We start from the raw sequence: 18,019 nt of genomic DNA on the forward strand, positions 1-18,019 counted from the left end.
CGCAGGAAGGCCCCGGTGGAGTCGCTGATGCCGCTGCGCCTCGCGCGTTACGGCGTGCCGCTGGCGGAGACGGCTCCGGCGGGCCTCGCGGCGGCGGGGATCGAGCCGCTGCTGCTGCCGCCCGCGCCGCCGCAGCGGCAGCCGCAGCTCACCGGGAACGCACCGGTGACGGGCGCCCGTCCCGCCGGGGCCGCCCGGACGGGCGCGTTCGCGCCTCCCGCGGGGCCCCGCCCCGAGGAGCCGCTCCCGGACGAGGAGAGCCCCTGGTTCCAGTCCCAGCGGGAGATCGAGTACCACGGCGGCTACGACCCCACCTACGAGCCTCCCCCGGAGCCCCAGTACGAGCCGGAGGAGCAGTACGAGGACTGGTACGAGGACCAGCCGCCGGAGCAGTTCCAGCAGCCCTCCCCGGAGGAGACCGGCAGCTTTCCCATCCCGGTGGGACCGAACCGCACCCGCGAGCTCGGCGGGGGCGGCGGCACCGCCCCCGCCGAACCGGACGAGGACGCCTACTACCAGGTCTTCCGCCAGTCGATCGACGGCAGCTACCCCACGCCCCGCGTCCTGGGCGACAACATCCAGGCGACGTACGGCACCCAGCTCAGCCCTGGTGAGCTGAAGACCCTCGTGAACCGCTTCCAGCAGCGCCGGGAGGCGGAACTGGAAGAGGACCACATCGCGTGACGGCATGAGGAAGGGGCCCTCCCGGAGGAGGGCCCCTTCTTCGTCGCGCCGTCGGTGTCCTACTCGCCGAGCAGGCGCCGCACCCGCTCCTGGCCGACGGCCAGCAGCAGGGTGGGCAGCCGGGGCCCGGTGTCGCGCCCGACCAGCAGGTGGTACAGCAGCGCGAAGAAGGTCCGCTGGGCCGTCTTGATCTCCGGCGGCAGCTCCTTCGGCGTGGCGTCGGCCGGGAACCCGGCCTGCACCTTCGGCACGCCGTACACGAGGTGGGTCAGCCCGTCGAGCGACCAGTGCTCGGCGAGCCCGTCGATCAGCAGCCGCAGCGACTGCTGGGACGCCTCGTCGAGGGACTTCAGCAGCTCGGCGTCGGGCTCGTCGCGCACGATGGTCCGCTGGTCGGCGGGGACGTGCGTGTTGATCCACGCCTCGGCCTTGTCGTACCGCGGCCGGGCCTCGTCCAGCGAGGCCAGGGGCTGCTCCGGGTCCAGCTCGGAGAGGATCCGCAGGGCCTGGTCCTCGTGCCCGGCGGTGATGTCGGCGACGGACGCGAGCGTGCGGTACGGCATCGGGCGCGCCGTCCTCGGCAGCTCGGCGGCGGCGGTCCCGACGGCCCGCGTGTGGGCGGCCACGTCCGCCGGGAGGGCGGACCCGTCGGCGACCTTGCCCGCGAGCTTGTCCCACTCGTCGTACAGCCGCTGGATCTCCTGGTCGAAGGCGATCTTGAAGGACTGGTTGGGCCTGCGGCGGGCGTACAGCCAGCGCAGGATCTGGGGCTCCATGATCTTCAGCGCGTCGGCCGGGGTCGGGACCCCGCCCCGGGAGGACGACATCTTCGCCATGCCGGAGATGCCCACGAACGCGTACATCGGGCCGATGGGCTGCTTGCCGCCGAAGATGCCGACGATCTGGCCGCCGACCTGGAAGGAGGAGCCCGGGGACGAGTGGTCGACGCCGCTCGGCTCGAAGATCACGCCCTCGTAGGCCCAGCGCATGGGCCAGTCGACCTTCCAGACCAGCTTGCCCCGGTTGAACTCGCTGAGCCGGACGGTCTCCGAGAAGCCGCACTCGTTGCAGGTGTACGCCAGCTCGGTGCTGTCGTCGTCGTACGAGGTGACGGTCGTCAGGTCCTTCTCGCAGTTGCCGCAGAACGGCTTGTACGGGAAGTAGCCCGCGGAGCCGGAGCTGCCGTCGTCCTCGGACGCGGCGCCCGAGCCCTCCTCGGCCTCCAGCTCGGCCTCGTCGACGGCCTTCTGCTGCTGCTTCTTCGGGCCCTTCTTCGTGCGGTACTGGGCGAGGATCGCGTCGATGTCGCCCCGGTGCCTCATCGCGTGCAGGACCTGCTCGCGGTAGGTGCCGGAGGTGTACTGCGCGGTCTGGCTGATGCCGTCGAACTCGACGCCCAGCTCGGCCAGCGACTCGACCATCGCTGCCTTGAAGTGCTCGGCCCAGTTCGGGTGCGCCGAGCCCTTGGGCGCCGGCACCGAGGTCAGCGGCTTGCCGATGTGCGCGGCCCACGACTCGTCGACGCCCGCGACGCCGGCCGGGACCTTGCGGTAGCGGTCGAAGTCGTCCCAGGAGATCAGGTGCCGGACCTGGCGCCCGCGCCGCCGGATCTCGTCGGCGACCAGGTGCGGGGTCATGACCTCGCGGAGGTTGCCCAGGTGGATGGGTCCGGAGGGGGACAGGCCGGACGCGACGACGACCGGTTTGCCCGGGGCACGGCGCTCCGACTCTTCGATGACCTCATCCGCGAAACGGGAGACCCAGTCGGTGGTCTCGGTGCTCTGAGCCACGATCGGCACGTCCTTCTTTCTCCTCGGGCAGCCGGCACGGTCACACGGCTGACCGCTCCATTGTCCCAGGTGGGGTCACGACAACGAAAACACCTTTTCAACGCGTTGGACGGACGGCCCGGGGCCCGCGTTCACCCACGGAACGGAAAATTCGCTTTACCCTCCGTGGGATACTGGCCGGGTCTATCCATCCCCACGAGGAGAACGGCACCCACTCCTATGGCCTCGGTCACGTCCCTCAGCGATTCCGTCCAGCAGCACCTCGCGTCCGCCCTCTCGGCCACCCTGCCGGAGGCCGCCGGTGCGGACCCGCTGCTGCGACGAAGCGACCGGGCCGACTTCCAGGCCAACGGGATCCTGGCGCTCGCCAAGAAGGCGAAGGCGAACCCGCGGGAGCTGGCGACCCAGGTCGTCTCCCACGTGGTGACCGGCGACGTGATCGGGGACGTCGAGGTCTCCGGCCCCGGCTTCCTCAACATCACGATCACGGACCGCGCGATCACCTCGAACCTGGCCGCGCGGTACGCGGACGACACCGGCCGCCTCGGCGTGCCGACCGCCGCGCACCCCGGTACGACGGTGATCGACTACGCGCAGCCGAACGTGGCCAAGGAGATGCACGTCGGCCACCTCCGCTCCGCGGTGATCGGCGACTCGGTCGTGCAGCTTCTGGAGTTCACCGGCGAGAACGTGGTCCGCCGCCACCACATCGGCGACTGGGGCACCCAGTTCGGCATGCTCATCCAGTACCTGGACGAGCACCCGCACGAGCTGGACCACAAAGCCGGCGAGGTGAGCGGTGAGGAGGCGATGTCGAACCTCGACCGCCTCTACAAGGCCGCGCGCAGGCTGTTCGACTCCGACGAGGAGTTCAAGACCCGCGCCCGCCGCCGGGTGGTCGACCTCCAGGCCGGCGACCCGCACACGCTCGCCATGTGGCAGAAGTTCGTGGACGAGTCGAAGATCTACTTCTTCTCCGTCTTCGAGAAGCTGGACATGGAGGTGCGGGACCCCGACATCGTCGGCGAGTCCGGCTACAACGACATGCTGGCCGAGACCTGCCGCCTGCTGGAGGAGTCCGGCGTCGCGGTCCGCTCCGAGGGCGCCCTGTGCGTCTTCTTCGAGGACATCAAGGGCCCGGACGGCAACCAGGTCCCCCTGATCGTCCAGAAGTCCGACGGCGGCTACGGCTACGCGGCGACCGACCTGTCCGCGATCCGCGACCGGGTCTTCAACCTCAAGGCGAACACCCTGCTGTACGTGGTGGACGCCCGCCAGGCCCTGCACTTCAAGATGGTCTTCGAGACGGCCCGCCGCGCCGGCTGGCTGAACGAGGACGTGACCGCGTTCCAGTTGGCGTTCGGCACGGTCCTCGGCAAGGACGGCAAGCCGTTCAAGACCCGTGAGGGCGAGACGGTCCGTCTGGTGGACCTCCTCGACGAGGCCATCGACCGCGCGTCGGCCGTCGTCCGCGAGAAGGCCCAGGACCTGTCCGAGGAGGAGATCGCCGAGCGCGGCGCCCAGGTGGGCATCGGCGCGGTGAAGTACGCGGACCTGTCGACGTCGGCGAACCGGGACTACAAGTTCGACCTGGACCAGATGGTCTCGCTGAACGGCGACACGTCCGTCTACCTCCAGTACGCGTACGCCCGTATCCAGTCCATCCTCCGCAAGGCCGGCGAGGTCCGCCCCGCCGCCCACCCGGAGCTGGCCCTGGCCGACGCCGAGCGGGCCCTCGGTCTGCACGCGGACGCCTTCGCGGAGACGGTCGCGGAGGCGGCGGCGGAGTACGCCCCGCACAAGCTGGCCGCGTACCTGTACCAACTGGCGTCCCTGTACACGACGTTCTACGACAAGTGCCCGGTCCTGAAGGCCGAGACGCCGGAGCAGGTGCAGAACCGCCTCTTCCTCTGCGACGTCACGGCCCGCACCCTGCAGCGGGGCATGGCCCTGCTGGGCATCAGGACCCCCGAGAAGCTCTGACGCCCGGCGCTACACTCCCCCCGGGTTCATCTCTCCGGGGGGGACGGTCGCCATGGGCACCGAGATCTATTTCAGCAACAACTACCGTGACCTGTGCGTGCAGCACGGCACGGGCGCGGGGTTCCAGTTCGAGTTCTCCTGCTCCCGCTGCTACGACACGTGGCGTTCCCCGTTCGAGGCATTCCGGGCCGGCCAGATGGCCGGCTGGCTGTCCCGGGGGATGAACGCCGCGTGGTCGCTGGTCGGCGGGGCGGGCCGCAGCGTGTCCGACGCCGCGGACGGCCTGGCCGGGGCGAGCTTCGGCAACCAGCGGGACGCGGCGTTCACCCGCGCCATCGAGAACGCCCAGGGCCACTTCAACCGCTGCCCGCGCTGCACCTCCTACGTCTGCGCCCGCTGCTGGAACCCGGCGCAGGGACTGTGCCTGACCTGCTCGCCGGACACCGCGGCGGAGGCGCAGGCGGCACAGCAGCGGGGCCTGAACGACATGGTCTCCCAGCGCGCCTACAGCCTCGGCCAGCAGCAGGGCTCCGGCTACGACGTGGGCGCCCCGCGCCAGCTGGTCTGCCCCAACTGCCGTACGGAGACCCGCGGCGGCGCCTTCTGCCACGGCTGCGGACACCAGCTCGCGCAGACCACGGGCTGCTCGTCCTGCGGCCATGAGCTCCCGGCCGACGCCGCCTTCTGCCCGTCCTGCGGCAACCGGCGGTGACCCCGGGTCACTCCGGGGAGGAGGCGCCCGGCAGCTGGGCGCCGAGGAGTTCCCTGGTGTGACGGAGCAGCGCCTCGCGCACCGACTCCGGGGTGAGGACGCGCAGCGGGGTCGCCAGGCCCAGCAGGTAGCGGGCCAGGCCGTCCGGGTCGGGGCCGCCGATGTCGACGAGGGTGGCGTCCGGGCCGTCGGGACGGTGGGTGCCGACCGTGGGCGGGACGAGGCACAGCGCCCGGCTCATGGGCAGGGGGAGGCGGACGGTCGCCGACAGGGGGTAGGGGCCGTTCGCGATGTTGCGGGAGACCAGGCTCCCGGGGTCGGGCGGATCGGTGAGGTCCGCCGGGAGGCCGGTGGGCTGGAGACGGTCCACCCGGTCGGCCCGGAAGGTGCGCCACTGGCCCCGGGCCACGTCCCGCGCGACGAAGTACCAGCGCCGTCCGGTGTGGACGAGACGGTACGGGTCGACGTCCCGGACCGTGACCCGCCCCTCCCCGTCGGTGTACGACAGCCGGGCCCGCTCCGCCCGCCGGCAGGCGGCCGCCAGCTCCAGCAGCATGCCGGGCCCGATCTGGGGTTCCCCGGCCCCGGGCAGGCGCACGAAGGCGTCGTCCCACTCCCCGAGCCGCTCCGCGATCCGCTGCGGCAGCACCTGGCGCAGTTTCAGCAGTGCGGACAGGGCCGCCTGGTCCCCGCCGAGCGCGCCGCCGAGCGCCGCCTCCCGCAGCCCCACCGCCACGGCGAGGGCCTCCTCGTCGTCGAGGATCAGCGGCGGCACCCGGGTGCCGGCCCGCAGCCGGTAGCCGCCCCAGGGCCCGGCCTCGGAGTCCACCGTGTAGCCGAGGTCCCGCAGCCTGGCGATGTCCCGCCGCACCGTGCGATCGGTGGTCCCCGTCCGTTCGGCGAGTTCGGCACAGGTCCACGAGGGCCGCGAGGCGAGCAACGAGAGCAGTCGCAGCAGACGGGCGGACGCGCTGATCACATCCGGGAGTCTTCCACAACCAGGACCGGAACTGTCCTGGTCGTGTCCTAGCGTCCTCCCCATGAGCACGGACACCACTTCCGCACCCGCGTTCCGCTACGCCGCCGTCACCTTCGACTGCGCCGACCCCGCCGAACTGGCCCGCTTCTACGGCGAGTTGCTCGGCCACCCCGTCCTCTACTCGTCGGACGACTTCGTCATGATCGGCAAGGAGGGAGCCCCCGGGCTTGGCTTCAACCGGCTGGCCGACTACCGGCCGCCCACCTGGCCGGACCCGGCCCAGGAGAAGCAGGCGCACATGGAGCTGGGCGTCGACGACCTGGACGTCGCCGAGAAGCACGTGCTCGGACTGGGCGCAACGAAGCCCGGCCACCAGCCCGGCGCCGACCGCTGGCGGGTCCTGCTGGACCCGGCGGGCCACCCGTTCTGCATCACCACGCTCGTCTGAGTCGGCCTGGGCGCCCCGGTACCACTAGCACCGCACCACGGTGCCGGGGCACCGCTACCCCCCCGTGCGGGACTCAGAGAACGGCTCCGCCGCGGGTCCGGTTCTGAACGTCGTGCCCGCCGCCCGGGCCGTCTTCACCGTCTTGCTCGAGTGACCGTCTGCCCCGTCTGCCGCGTGGCGTCCGCTGGGGCCAGAACAGGACGTAGGCGGCGGAGCCCAGGACGAAGGCGAGGCGGATGAGGCCGCAGGTGGAGTCCGAGGGGATCAGCAGGGCGCTGCCGTAGAGGGTGATGAGCGCGATCCAGCTGACCCAGGGGACCAGCCGCCGCTGGCCGATCGAGTCCCATATCAGCGTGCCCAGGAGCACCGAGGCGTTGTAGTAGGTGTAGACGCTCGGGTCGAGGACGATGCGTGCGTCGGCCGCCAGCAGGACGACCGCCGGCCAGCGGTTGCGCCGTACCGCGAGGGCGCCGAGGCCGAGGCCGAGGGCCATCTGCGCGGGCCGGTCCCACATGGGGGTCTCGGGGTCGTCCACGCCGAACCAGCGCAGTGCGGACGCCGGCTGGTTGGGGATGGTGAACCGGGCCGCCGCGAAGGTGTCCAGGTGGGTGAGGTAGAAGGGCAGCCAGGCCACGGCCACCAGGCCGACGGCCCACGCGGCGGAGCGCAGCCGGGCGGGGCGGGGCACCGCGAGCAGGAGCGGGAGGAAGCCGACCGCCCAGGGTTTGGAGTCGACCGCGAGGGCCAGCAGGACGCCCACCGCCGTGGCGTTGCCGCGGACCAGCGCCCGTACCGCGAGCGTGGTGAAGAACAGGGCGAGGACGTCGTCGAGGTGGGCGAAGCGCACGGAGACCTCGACCCACATGGGGATGAAGGCCGCTCCGGCGATCAGGACGCGCTGCTGCAGGCGTCTGTGGTTGAGGCCGGTGCCCCGGTTGAAGTCGGCGGCGGCACGGCCGACCAGGACGAGCATGTACAGTCCGAGGCCGGACATGAAGGCGTCGGCCAGTTTCTCCCCCAGCTCGGCGGGGAAGGGTGCGAAGAGCCCGGCGACCAGGAAGCTGACGGGGCCTATCTGCAGCCAGGGGTGGTTGGCGTAGAGGGCGAGGCCGCCACCGGACTCCTGGCCGAAGAGGAGCCGTTCACCGGTGCGCAGGTAGTGCCAGGACACGGCCGCGTGGCGTTCGGCCACGACGAACCAGACCACCGTCCACACGGTGAGCAGCACGATGTGCCAGCGCACCGGAAAGCGCCCGTTCCGCACGTTCCGTCCTTCCCTTCGATCCGGTGCATCACCTGTGTAGAGGGCATCCCGAGGCGGCGGGTTCATCGTGGCCGCCCGTGGACGGCGTTGTCAGTGGCCTCCCTTACAGTCACCGGCATGGCGACTCTTCCGAACCCGCTGCCCAGGCTGGCCACCGACCCGAGCGGTCGTTCCCTGGGGCTCCAACTGCCGCCCGGCAGGCTGGTGGACGCGACCGGCGACGGTCCGTGGCACGAACCTCTGCTGTGGCTCGCAGACAAGCCGGCCGCCCCCGGCACCTGGAGCGCCCTCGGCGCGCCGACCGCGCGGGCCGGGCTGCTCCCGGTGCTGGTGGACATGGGCGGTTCCCAGGGCGGCCCGGAGAGCTGGGAGCTGATGCCGGGGGACGTGTCGTACCCGGGGGACCACGACGCGGAGGACGTCCTCGCGGAGTACTGGGAGGACGAGGCGGAGGAGGACGAGGAGTTCGGGTACGACGACGAACTCGCCGAGGCGCTGGAGCCGTTCGGGCGGGCCTGGCCCGGGCTCGCGCCCGCAGGATCGCTCACCGTCGACCCCGACACCCGCGCGGCCGGCGTCGCGGACTCCCTGACGGGCGACGGCCGCGACTCTCCGATCCGCGCCGCCCGCCTCGCGCTCGTCCCGGCCCGGCGCTCCGCCGACATCCCGGCGGCGCTCGGCTGGAGCGGCCCGCTGAACCACGAGAACGACGTGGCGCGGCTGTGCTCGGTCCTGCGTTCCTGGGAGGACAGGTTCGGCATACGCGTCGTCGCCCTCGGTTTCGACACCCTGGTGGTGTCCGTGGCCGCCCCGCCGACCGGCCCGGCGGACGCCGAGGCGCTGGCGGCGGAGCACTTCGCGTTCTGCCCGGACACCGTCATGCAGAGCGAGACGGACACCCTGCGCAGCTATGCGAAGGGGCTGGTCGGGGAGTCCACCTGGACCTTCTGGTGGGACTGAGGCCGGTCAGCCGGCCTGGCGCAGCTTCTGCGCCGCCTCGGTCGCCCAGTACGTGAGGATGTTCCTCGCGCCCGCCCGCTTGATGCCGGTCAGGGTCTCGAAGATGGCCCGGTCCCGGTCCAGCCAGCCCTTCTCGGCGGCGGCCTCGACCATCGAGTACTCGCCGGAGATCTGGTAGGCGGCGACGGGGACGTCCACGCTGTCGGCGACCCGGGCGAGGATGTCCAGGTAGGGGCCGGCCGGCTTGACCATCACCATGTCGGCGCCCTCGACCAGGTCCAGCTCCAGCTCGCGCAGGGACTCGCGCCAGTTGGCGGGGTCCTGCTGGTAGGTCTTGCGGTCGCCCTGGAGCGAGGAGCCCACGGCCTCGCGGAAGGGACCGTAGAAGGCCGAGGAGTACTTGGCGGTGTAGGCGAGGATCGCCACGTCCTCGCGCCCGATCTGGTCGAGCGCGTCGCGGACGACGCCGATCTGGCCGTCCATCATGCCGCTGGGGCCGACGACGTGGGCACCGGCGTCGGCCTGCACCTGGGCCATCTCGGCGTACCGCTCCAGGGTGGCGTCGTTGTCGACGCGTCCGTCGGCGTCCAGCACTCCGCAGTGCCCGTGGTCGGTGAACTCGTCCAGGCACAGGTCGGACATGACGAGCAGGTCGTCGCCGACCTCGGCGCGCACGTCCCGCAGGGCGACCTGCAGGATCCCGTCCGGGTCGGTGCCGGTCGTGCCCACGGCGTCCTTCTTGGACTCCTCCGGCACGCCGAACAGCATGATCCCGGAGATCCCGGCCTCCACCGCCTCCAGAGCGGCCTTCTTCAGGCTGTCCCGGGTGTGCTGCACGACACCGGGCATCGCGCCGATGGGCACCGGCTCGGCGACGCCCTCGCGGACGAACGCGGGAAGGATGAGGTCGGCGGGGTGGAGTCGTGTCTCGGCGACCATCCGTCGCATGACGGGCGAGGTCCGCAGCCGCCGGGGACGCGTACCGGGGAAGGATCCGTACTTCGTCATGCCCCTACGCTACGCCCGCCCGGGCCCCGCCCTTGCCGACGCCCTGTCGGCCGGTGAATGGCTCACAGGGAGCCCACAGACCGCCCATTCACGGGCATAGCGGCGCCCTCATACGAAGTTTTTGCGCTCCCCTGGCAGTCCCTGGAACCGCACGCCTCCCCAGCGTTCTACGCGCGTGGTGTCATGCACGCGCCACCCCACCTCCCTGCCTCCCGACAGGAGTCACGCATGCTGTGGAAGGTCCTCGGCCGGGCGGGCGTCGCCCTGGCCGCCGGCGCCGCCGTCGTCGCCACCGCCGTCCCCGCGAACGCCGCGAGCTACTCCGCGTTCGCCTTCTCCCAGAGCGGCAGCCAGCCCACCATCTACGACTTCATCAACTCGGCCACCAGCACGCTCGACATGACCATGTACGAGCTGGAGGACACCACCGCGGTCAACGACCTCATAGCCCTGAAGAACAAGGGCGTCACGGTCCGGGTCATCCTCGACCGCCAGCACAAGACCGAGGACAACGCGGCCTACACCTCGCTGAAGAACGCGGGAATCGGAGTGGTCTGGTCGTCCTCGGCCTACGTCTACACCCACCAGAAGACGATCACGGTGGACGGCACCAAGTCCCTGGTGCTGACGGGCAACCTGACGTCCCAGTACTACACGACCAGCCGGGACTACGGCGTCTTCACGGACGACACCCGTGACGTCGCCGCCATCGAGAAGGTCTTCAACGCCGACTACACGGCCACGGCGGTCACACCGACCGACGGCGACCACCTGCTGTGGTCCCCCACCGACTCCCGCAGCCGCCTGGTGTCCTTCGTCAACGCCGCGACCAAGACGCTGGACGTGCAGGAACTGGAGTTCAGCGACAGCACGGTGGTCAACGCGATCGTGGCCCGCGCCAAGGCGGGCGTGAAGGTCCGCGTGGTCCTGGAGGACCCTTCCAGCTACTCCAGCGAGGTCTCCGCCATCAAGGCCGCGGGCGGCAAGGTCGTCGGCTACTCCGACCCCAACGGCTTCTACATCCACGCCAAGGCGATGGTCGCCGACTACGGCCTGACCACCCAGGAGGTCGAGGCCGGCGCCATGAACATCAGCAGCAACTCCCTCAGCAACAACCGCGAACTCGGCATCATCCTCACCGGCACGGGCGTCGCCCAGCCGGTCGCCCAGACGATCGAGACGACCTTCGGCACCGACTACACAGGCGGCACCCCGGCCTGACCGGCCCGCACACACCGCTGCCCACCCCTCCAGCCGACCGAGTCGGCTGGAGGGGTGGGCAGGACGAGTGTCAGGGGGCGAAGCCCCCTGGTGCCTCAGGTCGTCGAGCGGCGGCGGCGTGCTCCCGGGCGGCGTTCGCTCGGGCGGGTGACCGGGTCGCCCGCCTCCGTCGCGGCGGCGCGGCGCTTCAGGCCGAAGTCGGCCAGCGCCTCCGCCAGCTTGTGGACGGACGGCTCCGGGGCCATGACGTCGACCCGCAGACCGTGCTCCTCGGCCGTCTTCGCCGTCGCGGGACCGATGCACGCGATCACCGTGACGTTGTGCGGCTTGCCCGCGATGCCCACCAGGTTCCGCACCGTGGAGGACGAGGTGAACAGGACCGCGTCGAAGCCGCCGCCCTTGATCGCCTCACGCGTCTCCGCCGGCGGCGGCGACGCACGGACCGTCCGGTAGGCGGTCACGTCGTCCACCTCCCAGCCCAGCTCGATCAGCCCGGCGACCAGCGTCTCCGTGGCGATGTCGGCCCGCGGCAGGAAGACCCGGTCGATCGGGTCGAAGACCGGGTCGTACGGCGGCCAGTCCTCCAGCAGGCCCGCGGCCGACTGCTCCCCGCTCGGCACCAGGTCCGGCTTCACACCGAACGCGACGAGCGCCTTCGCGGTCTGCTCGCCCACCGCAGCCACCTTGATACCCGCAAAAGCCCGAGCATCAAGGCCGTACTCCTCGAACTTCTCCCGGACCGCCTTCACCGCGTTGACCGAGGTGAACGCGATCCACTCGTAACGTCCCGTGACCAGGCCCTTGACCGCCCGCTCCATCTGCTGGGGCGTGCGCGGCGGCTCCACCGCGATCGTCGGGACCTCGTGCGGCACCGCGCCGTAGGACCGCAGCTGGTCGGAGAGCGACGCCGCCTGCTCCTTGGTACGCGGCACGAGCACCTTCCAGCCGAACAGCGGCTTGGACTCGAACCACGACAACTGGTCGCGCTGGGCGGCGGCGGAACGCTCGCCGACCACGGCTATGACCGGCCGGCCGCCGTCCGGCGACGGGAGCACCTTCGCCTGCTTCAGCGTCTGCGCGATCGTGCCGAGCGTGGCCGTCCAGGTCCGCTGGCGCGTCGTCGTACCGGCGACGGTGACCGTCAGCGGGGTGTCCGGCTTGCGGCCGGCCGAGACCAGCTCGCCCGCCGCAGCGGCCACCGAGTCGAGGGTGGTCGAGACGACGACCGTGCCGTCGGAGGCGCCCACCTCCGTCCAGCACCGGTCGGAGGCGGTCCGGGCGTCCACGAACCGGACGTCCGCGCCCTGCGCGTCCCGCAGCGGCACACCCGCGTACGCGGGCACGCCGACCGCGGCCGCGACACCGGGGACGACCTCGAAGGGAACACCGGCGGCGGCGCAGGCGAGCATTTCCTCGGCCGCGTACGTATCAAGTCCCGGGTCCCCGGACACCGCACGGACGACCCGCCTGCCGCCCCGCGCAGCCTCCATGACAAGATGAGCGGCATCCCGGGCAGGAGACGGGACAGCGGCGGTTGTTGACGTGCCGTCAACGACCGTGAGCTGTGGCGTGCCCGTGCCCGGCGGCGCCACCGCCGAGAGGTTCGCGTCCGTTTGCACGACGGAGACGCCCTGTCTGGCGTGCGTCCGGACCACGTCGAGCACCTCGTGCTCGGCGATCAGGACGTCCGCGTTCGACAGCGCCTCCACGGCGCGCAGAGTCAGCAGCCCCGGATCCCCGGGTCCGGCACCGAGGAAGGTGACGTGCCCGTGTTCAAGGCCGGCGGGAAGAGTGGTGGGGCTCACTGTGCTCGCTCCCCCATCAGACCGGCCGCGCCCTGGGCGAGCATCTCGGTGGCGAGTTCGCGACCGAGTGCCGTCGCCTGGTCGTGCGTCTGGGGCACGGGACCGGTGGTGGACAGCTGCACCGTGCGGGTGCCGTCGGTCGTGCCGACGACGCCGCGCAGGCGCATTTCCTTGACAATCTGCCCGTCTGCCTGGGACTCCCCCCGCTCCAGCGGAGCCGAGAGGGGGGGAAGGTCGGCCAGCGCGCCCACAGGGGCGCTGCAGCCGGCCTCCAGGGCCGCGAGCAGTGATCGCTCGGCGGTGACGGCGACCCGCGTGAACGGGTCGTCGAGCTCACCGAGCGCCGCGATGAGGTCCGCGCGGTCCGCGGCGCACTCGATCGCCAGGGCCCCCTGGCCGGGGGCGGGCAAAACCGTGTCGACCGACAGGAAGTCGGTGACCTCGTCGATCCGGCCGATCCGGTTCAGTCCGGCGGCGGCCAGCACCACCGCGTCCAGTTCGCCGTCGTGCACGTACCGGATGCGGGTGTCCACGTTGCCGCGGATCGGGACCGTCTCTATGTCCAGCCCGTGGGCGCGGGCGTACGCGTTCAGCTGCGCCATGCGGCGCGGCGAGCCGGTGCCTATGCGCGCCCCGCGGGGCAGGTCGGTGAACTTGAGGGCGTCCCGCGCGACGATCACGTCCCGCGGGTCCTCACGCACCGGTACGGCGGCCAGGACCAGTTCGTCGGGCTGCGTGGTCGGCAGGTCCTTGAGCGAATGAACCGCGAAGTCGACCTCGCCCCTGATCAGCGCGTCACGCAGCGCCGTGACGAACACGCCGGTGCCGCCGATCTGCGCGAGCGCCTCGCGGGAGACGTCGCCGTACGTGGTGATCTCGACCAGCTCGACGGGGCGGCCGGTCACCCGGTGGACGGCCTCCGCCACCTGCCCGGACTGGGCCATGGCGAGCTTGCTGCGCCTCGTCCCCAGTCTCAGTGCCTTCTCAGTCATGCCGGTCGGTCCTTCTCGTCTGTGCTGTTCACGGCCCGGGAGACGGCGGCAACCGTCTCCGGGTCGAGGTCGAACAGGGTGCGCAACGCGTCCGCGTACCCGGCGCCGCCGGGCTCGGCCGCGAGCTGCTTGACCCGTACGGTCGGCGCGTGCAACAGCTTGTCGACGACCCGGTGGACGGCCTGCCGGATCTCGCCGCGCTGGCGTTCGTCCAGGTCGGGCAGGCGGCCGTCGAGCCGCGCTATCTCACCGGCGACGACGTCGGCGGCCATGGTGCGCAGGGCGACCACGGTCGGCGTGATGTGCGCCGCCCGCTGGGCCGCCCCGAAGGCCGCGACCTCGTCGGAGACGATACGCCGGACCTGGTCGACGTCGGCCGCCATCGGCGCGTCGGCCGAGGCCTCGGCCAGCGACTCGATGTCCACCAGGCGCACCCCGGCCAGCCGGTGCACGGCCGCGTCGATGTCGCGGGGCATGGCCAGGTCGAGGAGGAACAGGGAGGGCGCGGGACGCGGCACGTCGGCGACCGGTTCGGGCTTGCGCCGCTCGGGGATGCGGCCGACGGTGGCGGCGAGCGCGGCGAGCGCGGTGATCAGCTCGGCGTCCGTCTCGGGCGTACGGCGCTCGCGGCGGTCGACCGTGCCGCCCGCGGCCCAGGTGGCGTGCTGCTCCAGGGTGGCCGCGTCCATGCCGGCCACGGCGGCCTCGCCCATGAGGGAGAAGCCGGGCTGCACGGCGGCCAGGTCCAGGGGGCAGTTCTCGTCGGCGCCGGCGGACGGCAGCGGGGCCTTGCCCCTGGCGGAGGAACGGACGTCGTCGGCGATCTCCGCGACGGGGGCGCCGGTGCGGCCCTCGACCGCCTGGGCGACCGCCTCGGCGGTGAGCACCAGGCCGGTCGCGCCGGTGCAGGAGACGACGACGTCGGCACGTGTCAGCTCGCCCGGCACGGCGTCCATCCGTACCGCGCGGGCGGCCACCGCGTTGTCCTCGGCCTCCGTCAGGATCTGCGCGAGCCGCTCGGCGCGGTCGAAGGTGCGGTTGGCGACGACGATCTCGGCGACCCCGGCCCGCGCGAGCGTGGCGGCGGCCAGCGAGGACATCGAGCCGGCGCCGATGACCAGCGCCTTCCTGCCCCGCGCCCAGGCGGCGACCTCGGTCCCGACGGCGAGCTGTGCCAGGCCGAAGGTGACCAGGGACTGCCCGGCGCGGTCGATGCCGGTCTCGGAGTGGGCGCGCTTGCCGACCCGCAGGGCCTGCTGGAAGAGGTCGTTCAGGAGGCGGCCGGCGGTGTGCAGGTCCTGCGCCCGGGCCAGGGAGTCCTTGATCTGGCCGAGGATCTGCCCCTCGCCGACGACCATCGAGTCCAGCCCGCAGGCCACCGAGAACAGGTGGTGGACGGCCCGGTCCTCGTAGTGCACGTACAGATAGGGAGTCAGCTCTTCCAGGCCGACCCCGCTGTGCTGGGCGAGCAGCGTGGACAGCTCGGCGACACCGGCGTGGAACTTGTCCACGTCGGCGTACAGCTCGATGCGGTTGCAGGTGGCGAGCACCGCGGCCTCGGTGGCGGGCTCGGCGGCGACCGTGTCCTGCAGCAGCTTGTTCTGGGCGTCCGCGCTCAGGGCGGCCCGCTCCAGCACGCTCACGGGGGCGCTGCGGTGGCTCAGTCCGACGACGAGGAGACTCATGCCTGCATCACGGCGGGTACGTCCCCGTCGGGCCCCTGGTCTGCGGAATCGCCGGAGCCCACGCCGCGGGAGGTGGCGGCCGGCGCGGCGCCGTCACCGGCCGCGGTCTCCTCGCCGGCCTTGCGCTGCTCGTGGAAGGCGAGGATCTGGAGTTCGATCGAGAGGTCGACCTTGCGCACGTCGACGCCGTCCGGTACGGACAGCACGGTCGGCGCGAAGTTCAGGATGGAGGTCACCCCGGCGGCCACGAGCCGGTCGCAGACCTGCTGGGCGACGCCGGCGGGGGTGGCGATCACGCCGATGGAGACCCCGTTGTCCTCGATGATCTTCTCGAGCTCGTCGGTGTGCTGCACGGGGATGCCCGCGACGGGCTTGCCGGTCAGTCCCGGGTCGGCGTCGATGAGCGCGGCGACGCGGAAGCCTCGGGAGGCGAAGCCGCCGTAGCCCGCGAGGGCGGCGCCGAGGTTACCGATACCGACGATGACGACCGGCCAGTCCTGGGTGAGGCCGAGTTCACGGGAGATCTGGTAGACGAGATACTCCACGTCGTAGCCGACACCGCGCGTTCCGTAGGAACCCAGGTACGAGAAGTCCTTGCGCAGCTTGGCGGAGTTGACCCCCGCCGCCGCGGCCAGCTCCTCGGAGGAGACCGTGGGGACCGAGCGCTCCGACAGTGCGGTCAGGGCTCGGAGGTACAGCGGAAGGCGGGCGACGGTGGCCTCGGGAATTCCTCGGCTACGGGTCGCCGGTCGGTGTGTTCGGCCAGTTGCCACGGTGCTCCTGCGGGTAGAGCGGGGCTGCAGGCGGTCATACGTCCCCGGACCGCCCCGTCGGATGCAGGCTATGTCTTTGTGAACGCGTGCACAAAGATTGTGTCCGATTTGCCCGGCAGAAGTGACCGGGGTCACGCGCCTTTCGCGCCCTCGGCGGGAACCGGCGGATACGCACCGCCGCTCCTTCATTACTGGGGGCAAAACCTCACACCCTCCTCACAAATCCCGCCCCCGAGACCAAACCGCCATAGATCCTAAGCGAATTTCGGCGCCATTTGGACTAGTCGGTCAGTGCCCGGCGCAGCCGGTCCTCGTTCACGCGCCAGAAGGTGTGCTGCTCGCCGTCGATCAGTACGACCGGGATCTGCTCCCAGTACCGGTCGTGCAGGGCGCGGTCCTCGGTGATGTCCTTCCGCTCCCAGGACACGCCGAGTTCCCCGCAGACCTTCTCGATCACGACCTGCGCGTCGTCGCACAGATGACAGCCCGGCTTGCGGATGAGAGTGACCAATCGCTCACGGGGCTCGGCCTTGCGTCGGAAGAGTGGGCTCATACCGGCCATTCTCGCGCGCCGCGCGGAGCGGCCCCTCCCTCTTCTTTAACGGCGCGGTCGCGCAGAGTTCACGCCCTTCGAACGTCTCGGATCCGGAACCACCGAACAGACTGGCTATGCTCACGACATGGCCGCTCTCGGATGGCTCACTCCCCGTAGGCGCTCCGCCACGGCGCGGAGCGTGTTGGCAGGCGAGGCCTCGGCGGAGGCCGCGCGCAAGTCCTCGCAGGAAGCCGAGGAGGCGCAGGCGGCTGCGCACGCCGCCGCGGCCGAACCGGAGTTCCCGGTGCCGGGCGACGACAAGGCGGCCGCCTTCTTCGATCTCGACAACACCGTGATGCAGGGCGCCGCGCTGTTCCACTTCGGCCGGGGCCTGTACAAGCGGAAGTTCTTCGAGACCCGCGACCTCGCCAAGTTCGCCTGGCAGCAGGCCTGGTTCCGGCTGGCCGGCGTGGAGGACCCGGAGCACATGCAGGACGCCCGGGACTCGGCGCTGTCCATCGTCAAGGGCCACCGCGTCGCCGAACTGGAGACCATCGGCGAGGAGATCTACGACGAGTACATGGCCGGCCGCATCTGGCCCGGCACCCGCGCGCTCGCCCAGGCCCACCTGGACGCGGGCCAGAAGGTGTGGCTGGTGACCGCGGCCCCGGTGGAGATCGCCCAGGTCATCGCCCGCCGCCTCGGCCTCACCGGCGCGCTCGGCACGGTCGCGGAGTCCGTCGACGGCGTCTACACGGGCAGGCTGGTCGGCGAGCCCCTGCACGGCCCGGCCAAGGCGGAGGCGGTCCGCGCCCTGGCCGCGGCGGAGGGCCTCGACCTCTCCCGCTGCGCCGCGTACAGCGACAGCCACAACGACATCCCGATGCTGTCCCTGGTCGGCCACCCCTACGCCATCAACCCCGACGCCAAGCTGCGCAAGCACGCCCGCGACAAGGACTGGCGGCTTCGGGACTACCGCACCGGCCGCAAGGCGGCGAAGGTGGGCATCCCGGCGGCGGCGGGCGTCGGCGCGGTCGCCGGTGGCACCGCGGCGGCGATCGCCCTGAGCCGGCGCCGCCGGTAGCTCCGGGCCGGCCGGTCCGGGTCCCCTCCATGGGGGCCCGGTGCGCCGCCGTGCCCGACTCCCCGCACCCCTCGGGGCGCGTCCGTGGGCCGTCGA

15 protein-coding genes and 1 pseudogene are annotated in these 18,019 nt (G+C 71.8%); 7 read left to right on the forward strand and 9 right to left on the reverse strand.

Going from position 1 to position 18,019, the window contains the following annotated elements:
• Nucleotides 1-684 (forward strand): annotated as a pseudogene (locus ACZ7FF_RS43035) (DUF2637 domain-containing protein); the annotation flags it as partial.
• 59 nt (nt 685-743) lie between these two features.
• Here ACZ7FF_RS43035 and lysS read toward each other — a convergent pair.
• Entirely contained in the window at nt 744-2,483 is a 1,740-nt protein-coding gene (gene lysS / locus ACZ7FF_RS43040; RefSeq protein ID WP_470819960.1) for a lysine--tRNA ligase, read from the reverse strand.
• 210 nt (nt 2,484-2,693) lie between these two features.
• Here lysS and argS point away from each other — a divergent pair, with 210 nt between their 5' ends.
• Both argS and ACZ7FF_RS43050 read left to right on the forward strand, forming a co-directional pair.
• On the forward strand, nt 2,694-4,457 hold the full coding sequence (argS, locus tag ACZ7FF_RS43045) for an arginine--tRNA ligase (RefSeq protein ID WP_470819962.1): 1,764 nt from the start codon (nt 2,694-2,696) through the stop codon (nt 4,455-4,457).
• 487 nt (nt 4,458-4,944) lie between these two features.
• Entirely contained in the window at nt 4,945-5,169 is a 225-nt protein-coding gene (locus ACZ7FF_RS43050) for a zinc-ribbon domain-containing protein (RefSeq protein ID WP_470820004.1), read from the forward strand.
• A 7-nt stretch (nt 5,170-5,176) separates the two neighbouring features.
• Here the strand turns inward: ACZ7FF_RS43050 and ACZ7FF_RS43055 are convergent, their stop codons facing one another.
• Entirely contained in the window at nt 5,177-6,148 is a 972-nt protein-coding gene (locus ACZ7FF_RS43055; RefSeq protein ID WP_470819964.1) for a helix-turn-helix transcriptional regulator, read from the reverse strand.
• A 61-nt stretch (nt 6,149-6,209) separates the two neighbouring features.
• Between ACZ7FF_RS43055 and ACZ7FF_RS43060 the strand changes: the two genes are divergently transcribed.
• A complete protein-coding gene (locus ACZ7FF_RS43060; RefSeq protein WP_470819966.1) occupies nt 6,210-6,596 on the forward strand; it encodes a VOC family protein in 387 nt (128 codons plus the stop codon).
• A gap of 73 nt (nt 6,597-6,669) precedes the next feature.
• Here ACZ7FF_RS43060 and ACZ7FF_RS43065 read toward each other — a convergent pair whose 3' ends face one another.
• Nucleotides 6,670-7,860, reverse strand: a complete 1,191-nt coding sequence (locus ACZ7FF_RS43065) for a hypothetical protein (protein WP_470819968.1) — start codon at nt 7,858-7,860, stop codon at nt 6,670-6,672.
• Between the two features lie 117 nt (nt 7,861-7,977).
• Between ACZ7FF_RS43065 and ACZ7FF_RS43070 the strand changes: the two genes are divergently transcribed.
• Complete coding sequence (locus ACZ7FF_RS43070) at nt 7,978-8,820, forward strand: DUF4253 domain-containing protein (protein WP_470819970.1); 843 nt, start codon at nt 7,978-7,980, stop codon at nt 8,818-8,820.
• Nucleotides 8,821-8,826: 6 nt separating this feature from the next.
• Here ACZ7FF_RS43070 and hemB read toward each other — a convergent pair whose 3' ends face one another.
• Nucleotides 8,827-9,828, reverse strand: a complete 1,002-nt coding sequence (gene hemB, locus ACZ7FF_RS43075) for a porphobilinogen synthase (RefSeq protein ID WP_470819971.1) — start codon at nt 9,826-9,828, stop codon at nt 8,827-8,829.
• Between the two features lie 228 nt (nt 9,829-10,056).
• Here hemB and ACZ7FF_RS43080 point away from each other — a divergent pair, with 228 nt between their 5' ends.
• Nucleotides 10,057-11,049, forward strand: coding sequence for a phospholipase D-like domain-containing protein (locus tag ACZ7FF_RS43080; protein ID WP_470819973.1), 993 nt, complete (start codon nt 10,057-10,059; stop codon nt 11,047-11,049).
• A 95-nt stretch (nt 11,050-11,144) separates the two neighbouring features.
• Here the strand turns inward: ACZ7FF_RS43080 and ACZ7FF_RS43085 are convergent, their stop codons facing one another.
• The 5 genes from ACZ7FF_RS43085 to ACZ7FF_RS43105 form a co-directional block, all read right to left on the reverse strand.
• Complete coding sequence (locus ACZ7FF_RS43085; RefSeq protein WP_470819975.1) at nt 11,145-12,854, reverse strand: bifunctional uroporphyrinogen-III C-methyltransferase/uroporphyrinogen-III synthase; 1,710 nt, start codon at nt 12,852-12,854, stop codon at nt 11,145-11,147.
• Nucleotides 12,851-13,846: a hydroxymethylbilane synthase gene (gene hemC / locus ACZ7FF_RS43090; RefSeq protein ID WP_470819977.1), complete on the reverse strand. Its 996-nt coding sequence runs from the start codon at nt 13,844-13,846 to the stop codon at nt 12,851-12,853. Before hemC ends, ACZ7FF_RS43085 begins: the two co-directional genes overlap by 4 nt.
• Nucleotides 13,843-15,531, reverse strand: coding sequence for a glutamyl-tRNA reductase (locus ACZ7FF_RS43095; RefSeq protein ID WP_470819979.1), 1,689 nt, complete (start codon nt 15,529-15,531; stop codon nt 13,843-13,845). Before ACZ7FF_RS43095 ends, hemC begins: the two co-directional genes overlap by 4 nt.
• Nucleotides 15,528-16,304: a redox-sensing transcriptional repressor Rex gene (locus tag ACZ7FF_RS43100; protein ID WP_470819980.1), complete on the reverse strand. Its 777-nt coding sequence runs from the start codon at nt 16,302-16,304 to the stop codon at nt 15,528-15,530. The genes ACZ7FF_RS43095 and ACZ7FF_RS43100 overlap by 4 nt, the downstream gene beginning before the upstream one ends.
• A gap of 280 nt (nt 16,305-16,584) precedes the next feature.
• Entirely contained in the window at nt 16,585-16,857 is a 273-nt protein-coding gene (locus tag ACZ7FF_RS43105; RefSeq protein WP_470819982.1) for a glutaredoxin family protein, read from the reverse strand.
• A gap of 127 nt (nt 16,858-16,984) precedes the next feature.
• Here ACZ7FF_RS43105 and ACZ7FF_RS43110 point away from each other — a divergent pair, with 127 nt between their 5' ends.
• Complete coding sequence (locus ACZ7FF_RS43110) at nt 16,985-17,923, forward strand: HAD family hydrolase (RefSeq protein ID WP_470819984.1); 939 nt, start codon at nt 16,985-16,987, stop codon at nt 17,921-17,923.
• The last annotated feature ends 96 nt before the right edge of the window (nt 17,924-18,019 follow it).

The sequence above is a fragment of the Streptomyces sp. NPDC037126 genome (assembly GCF_055605965.1).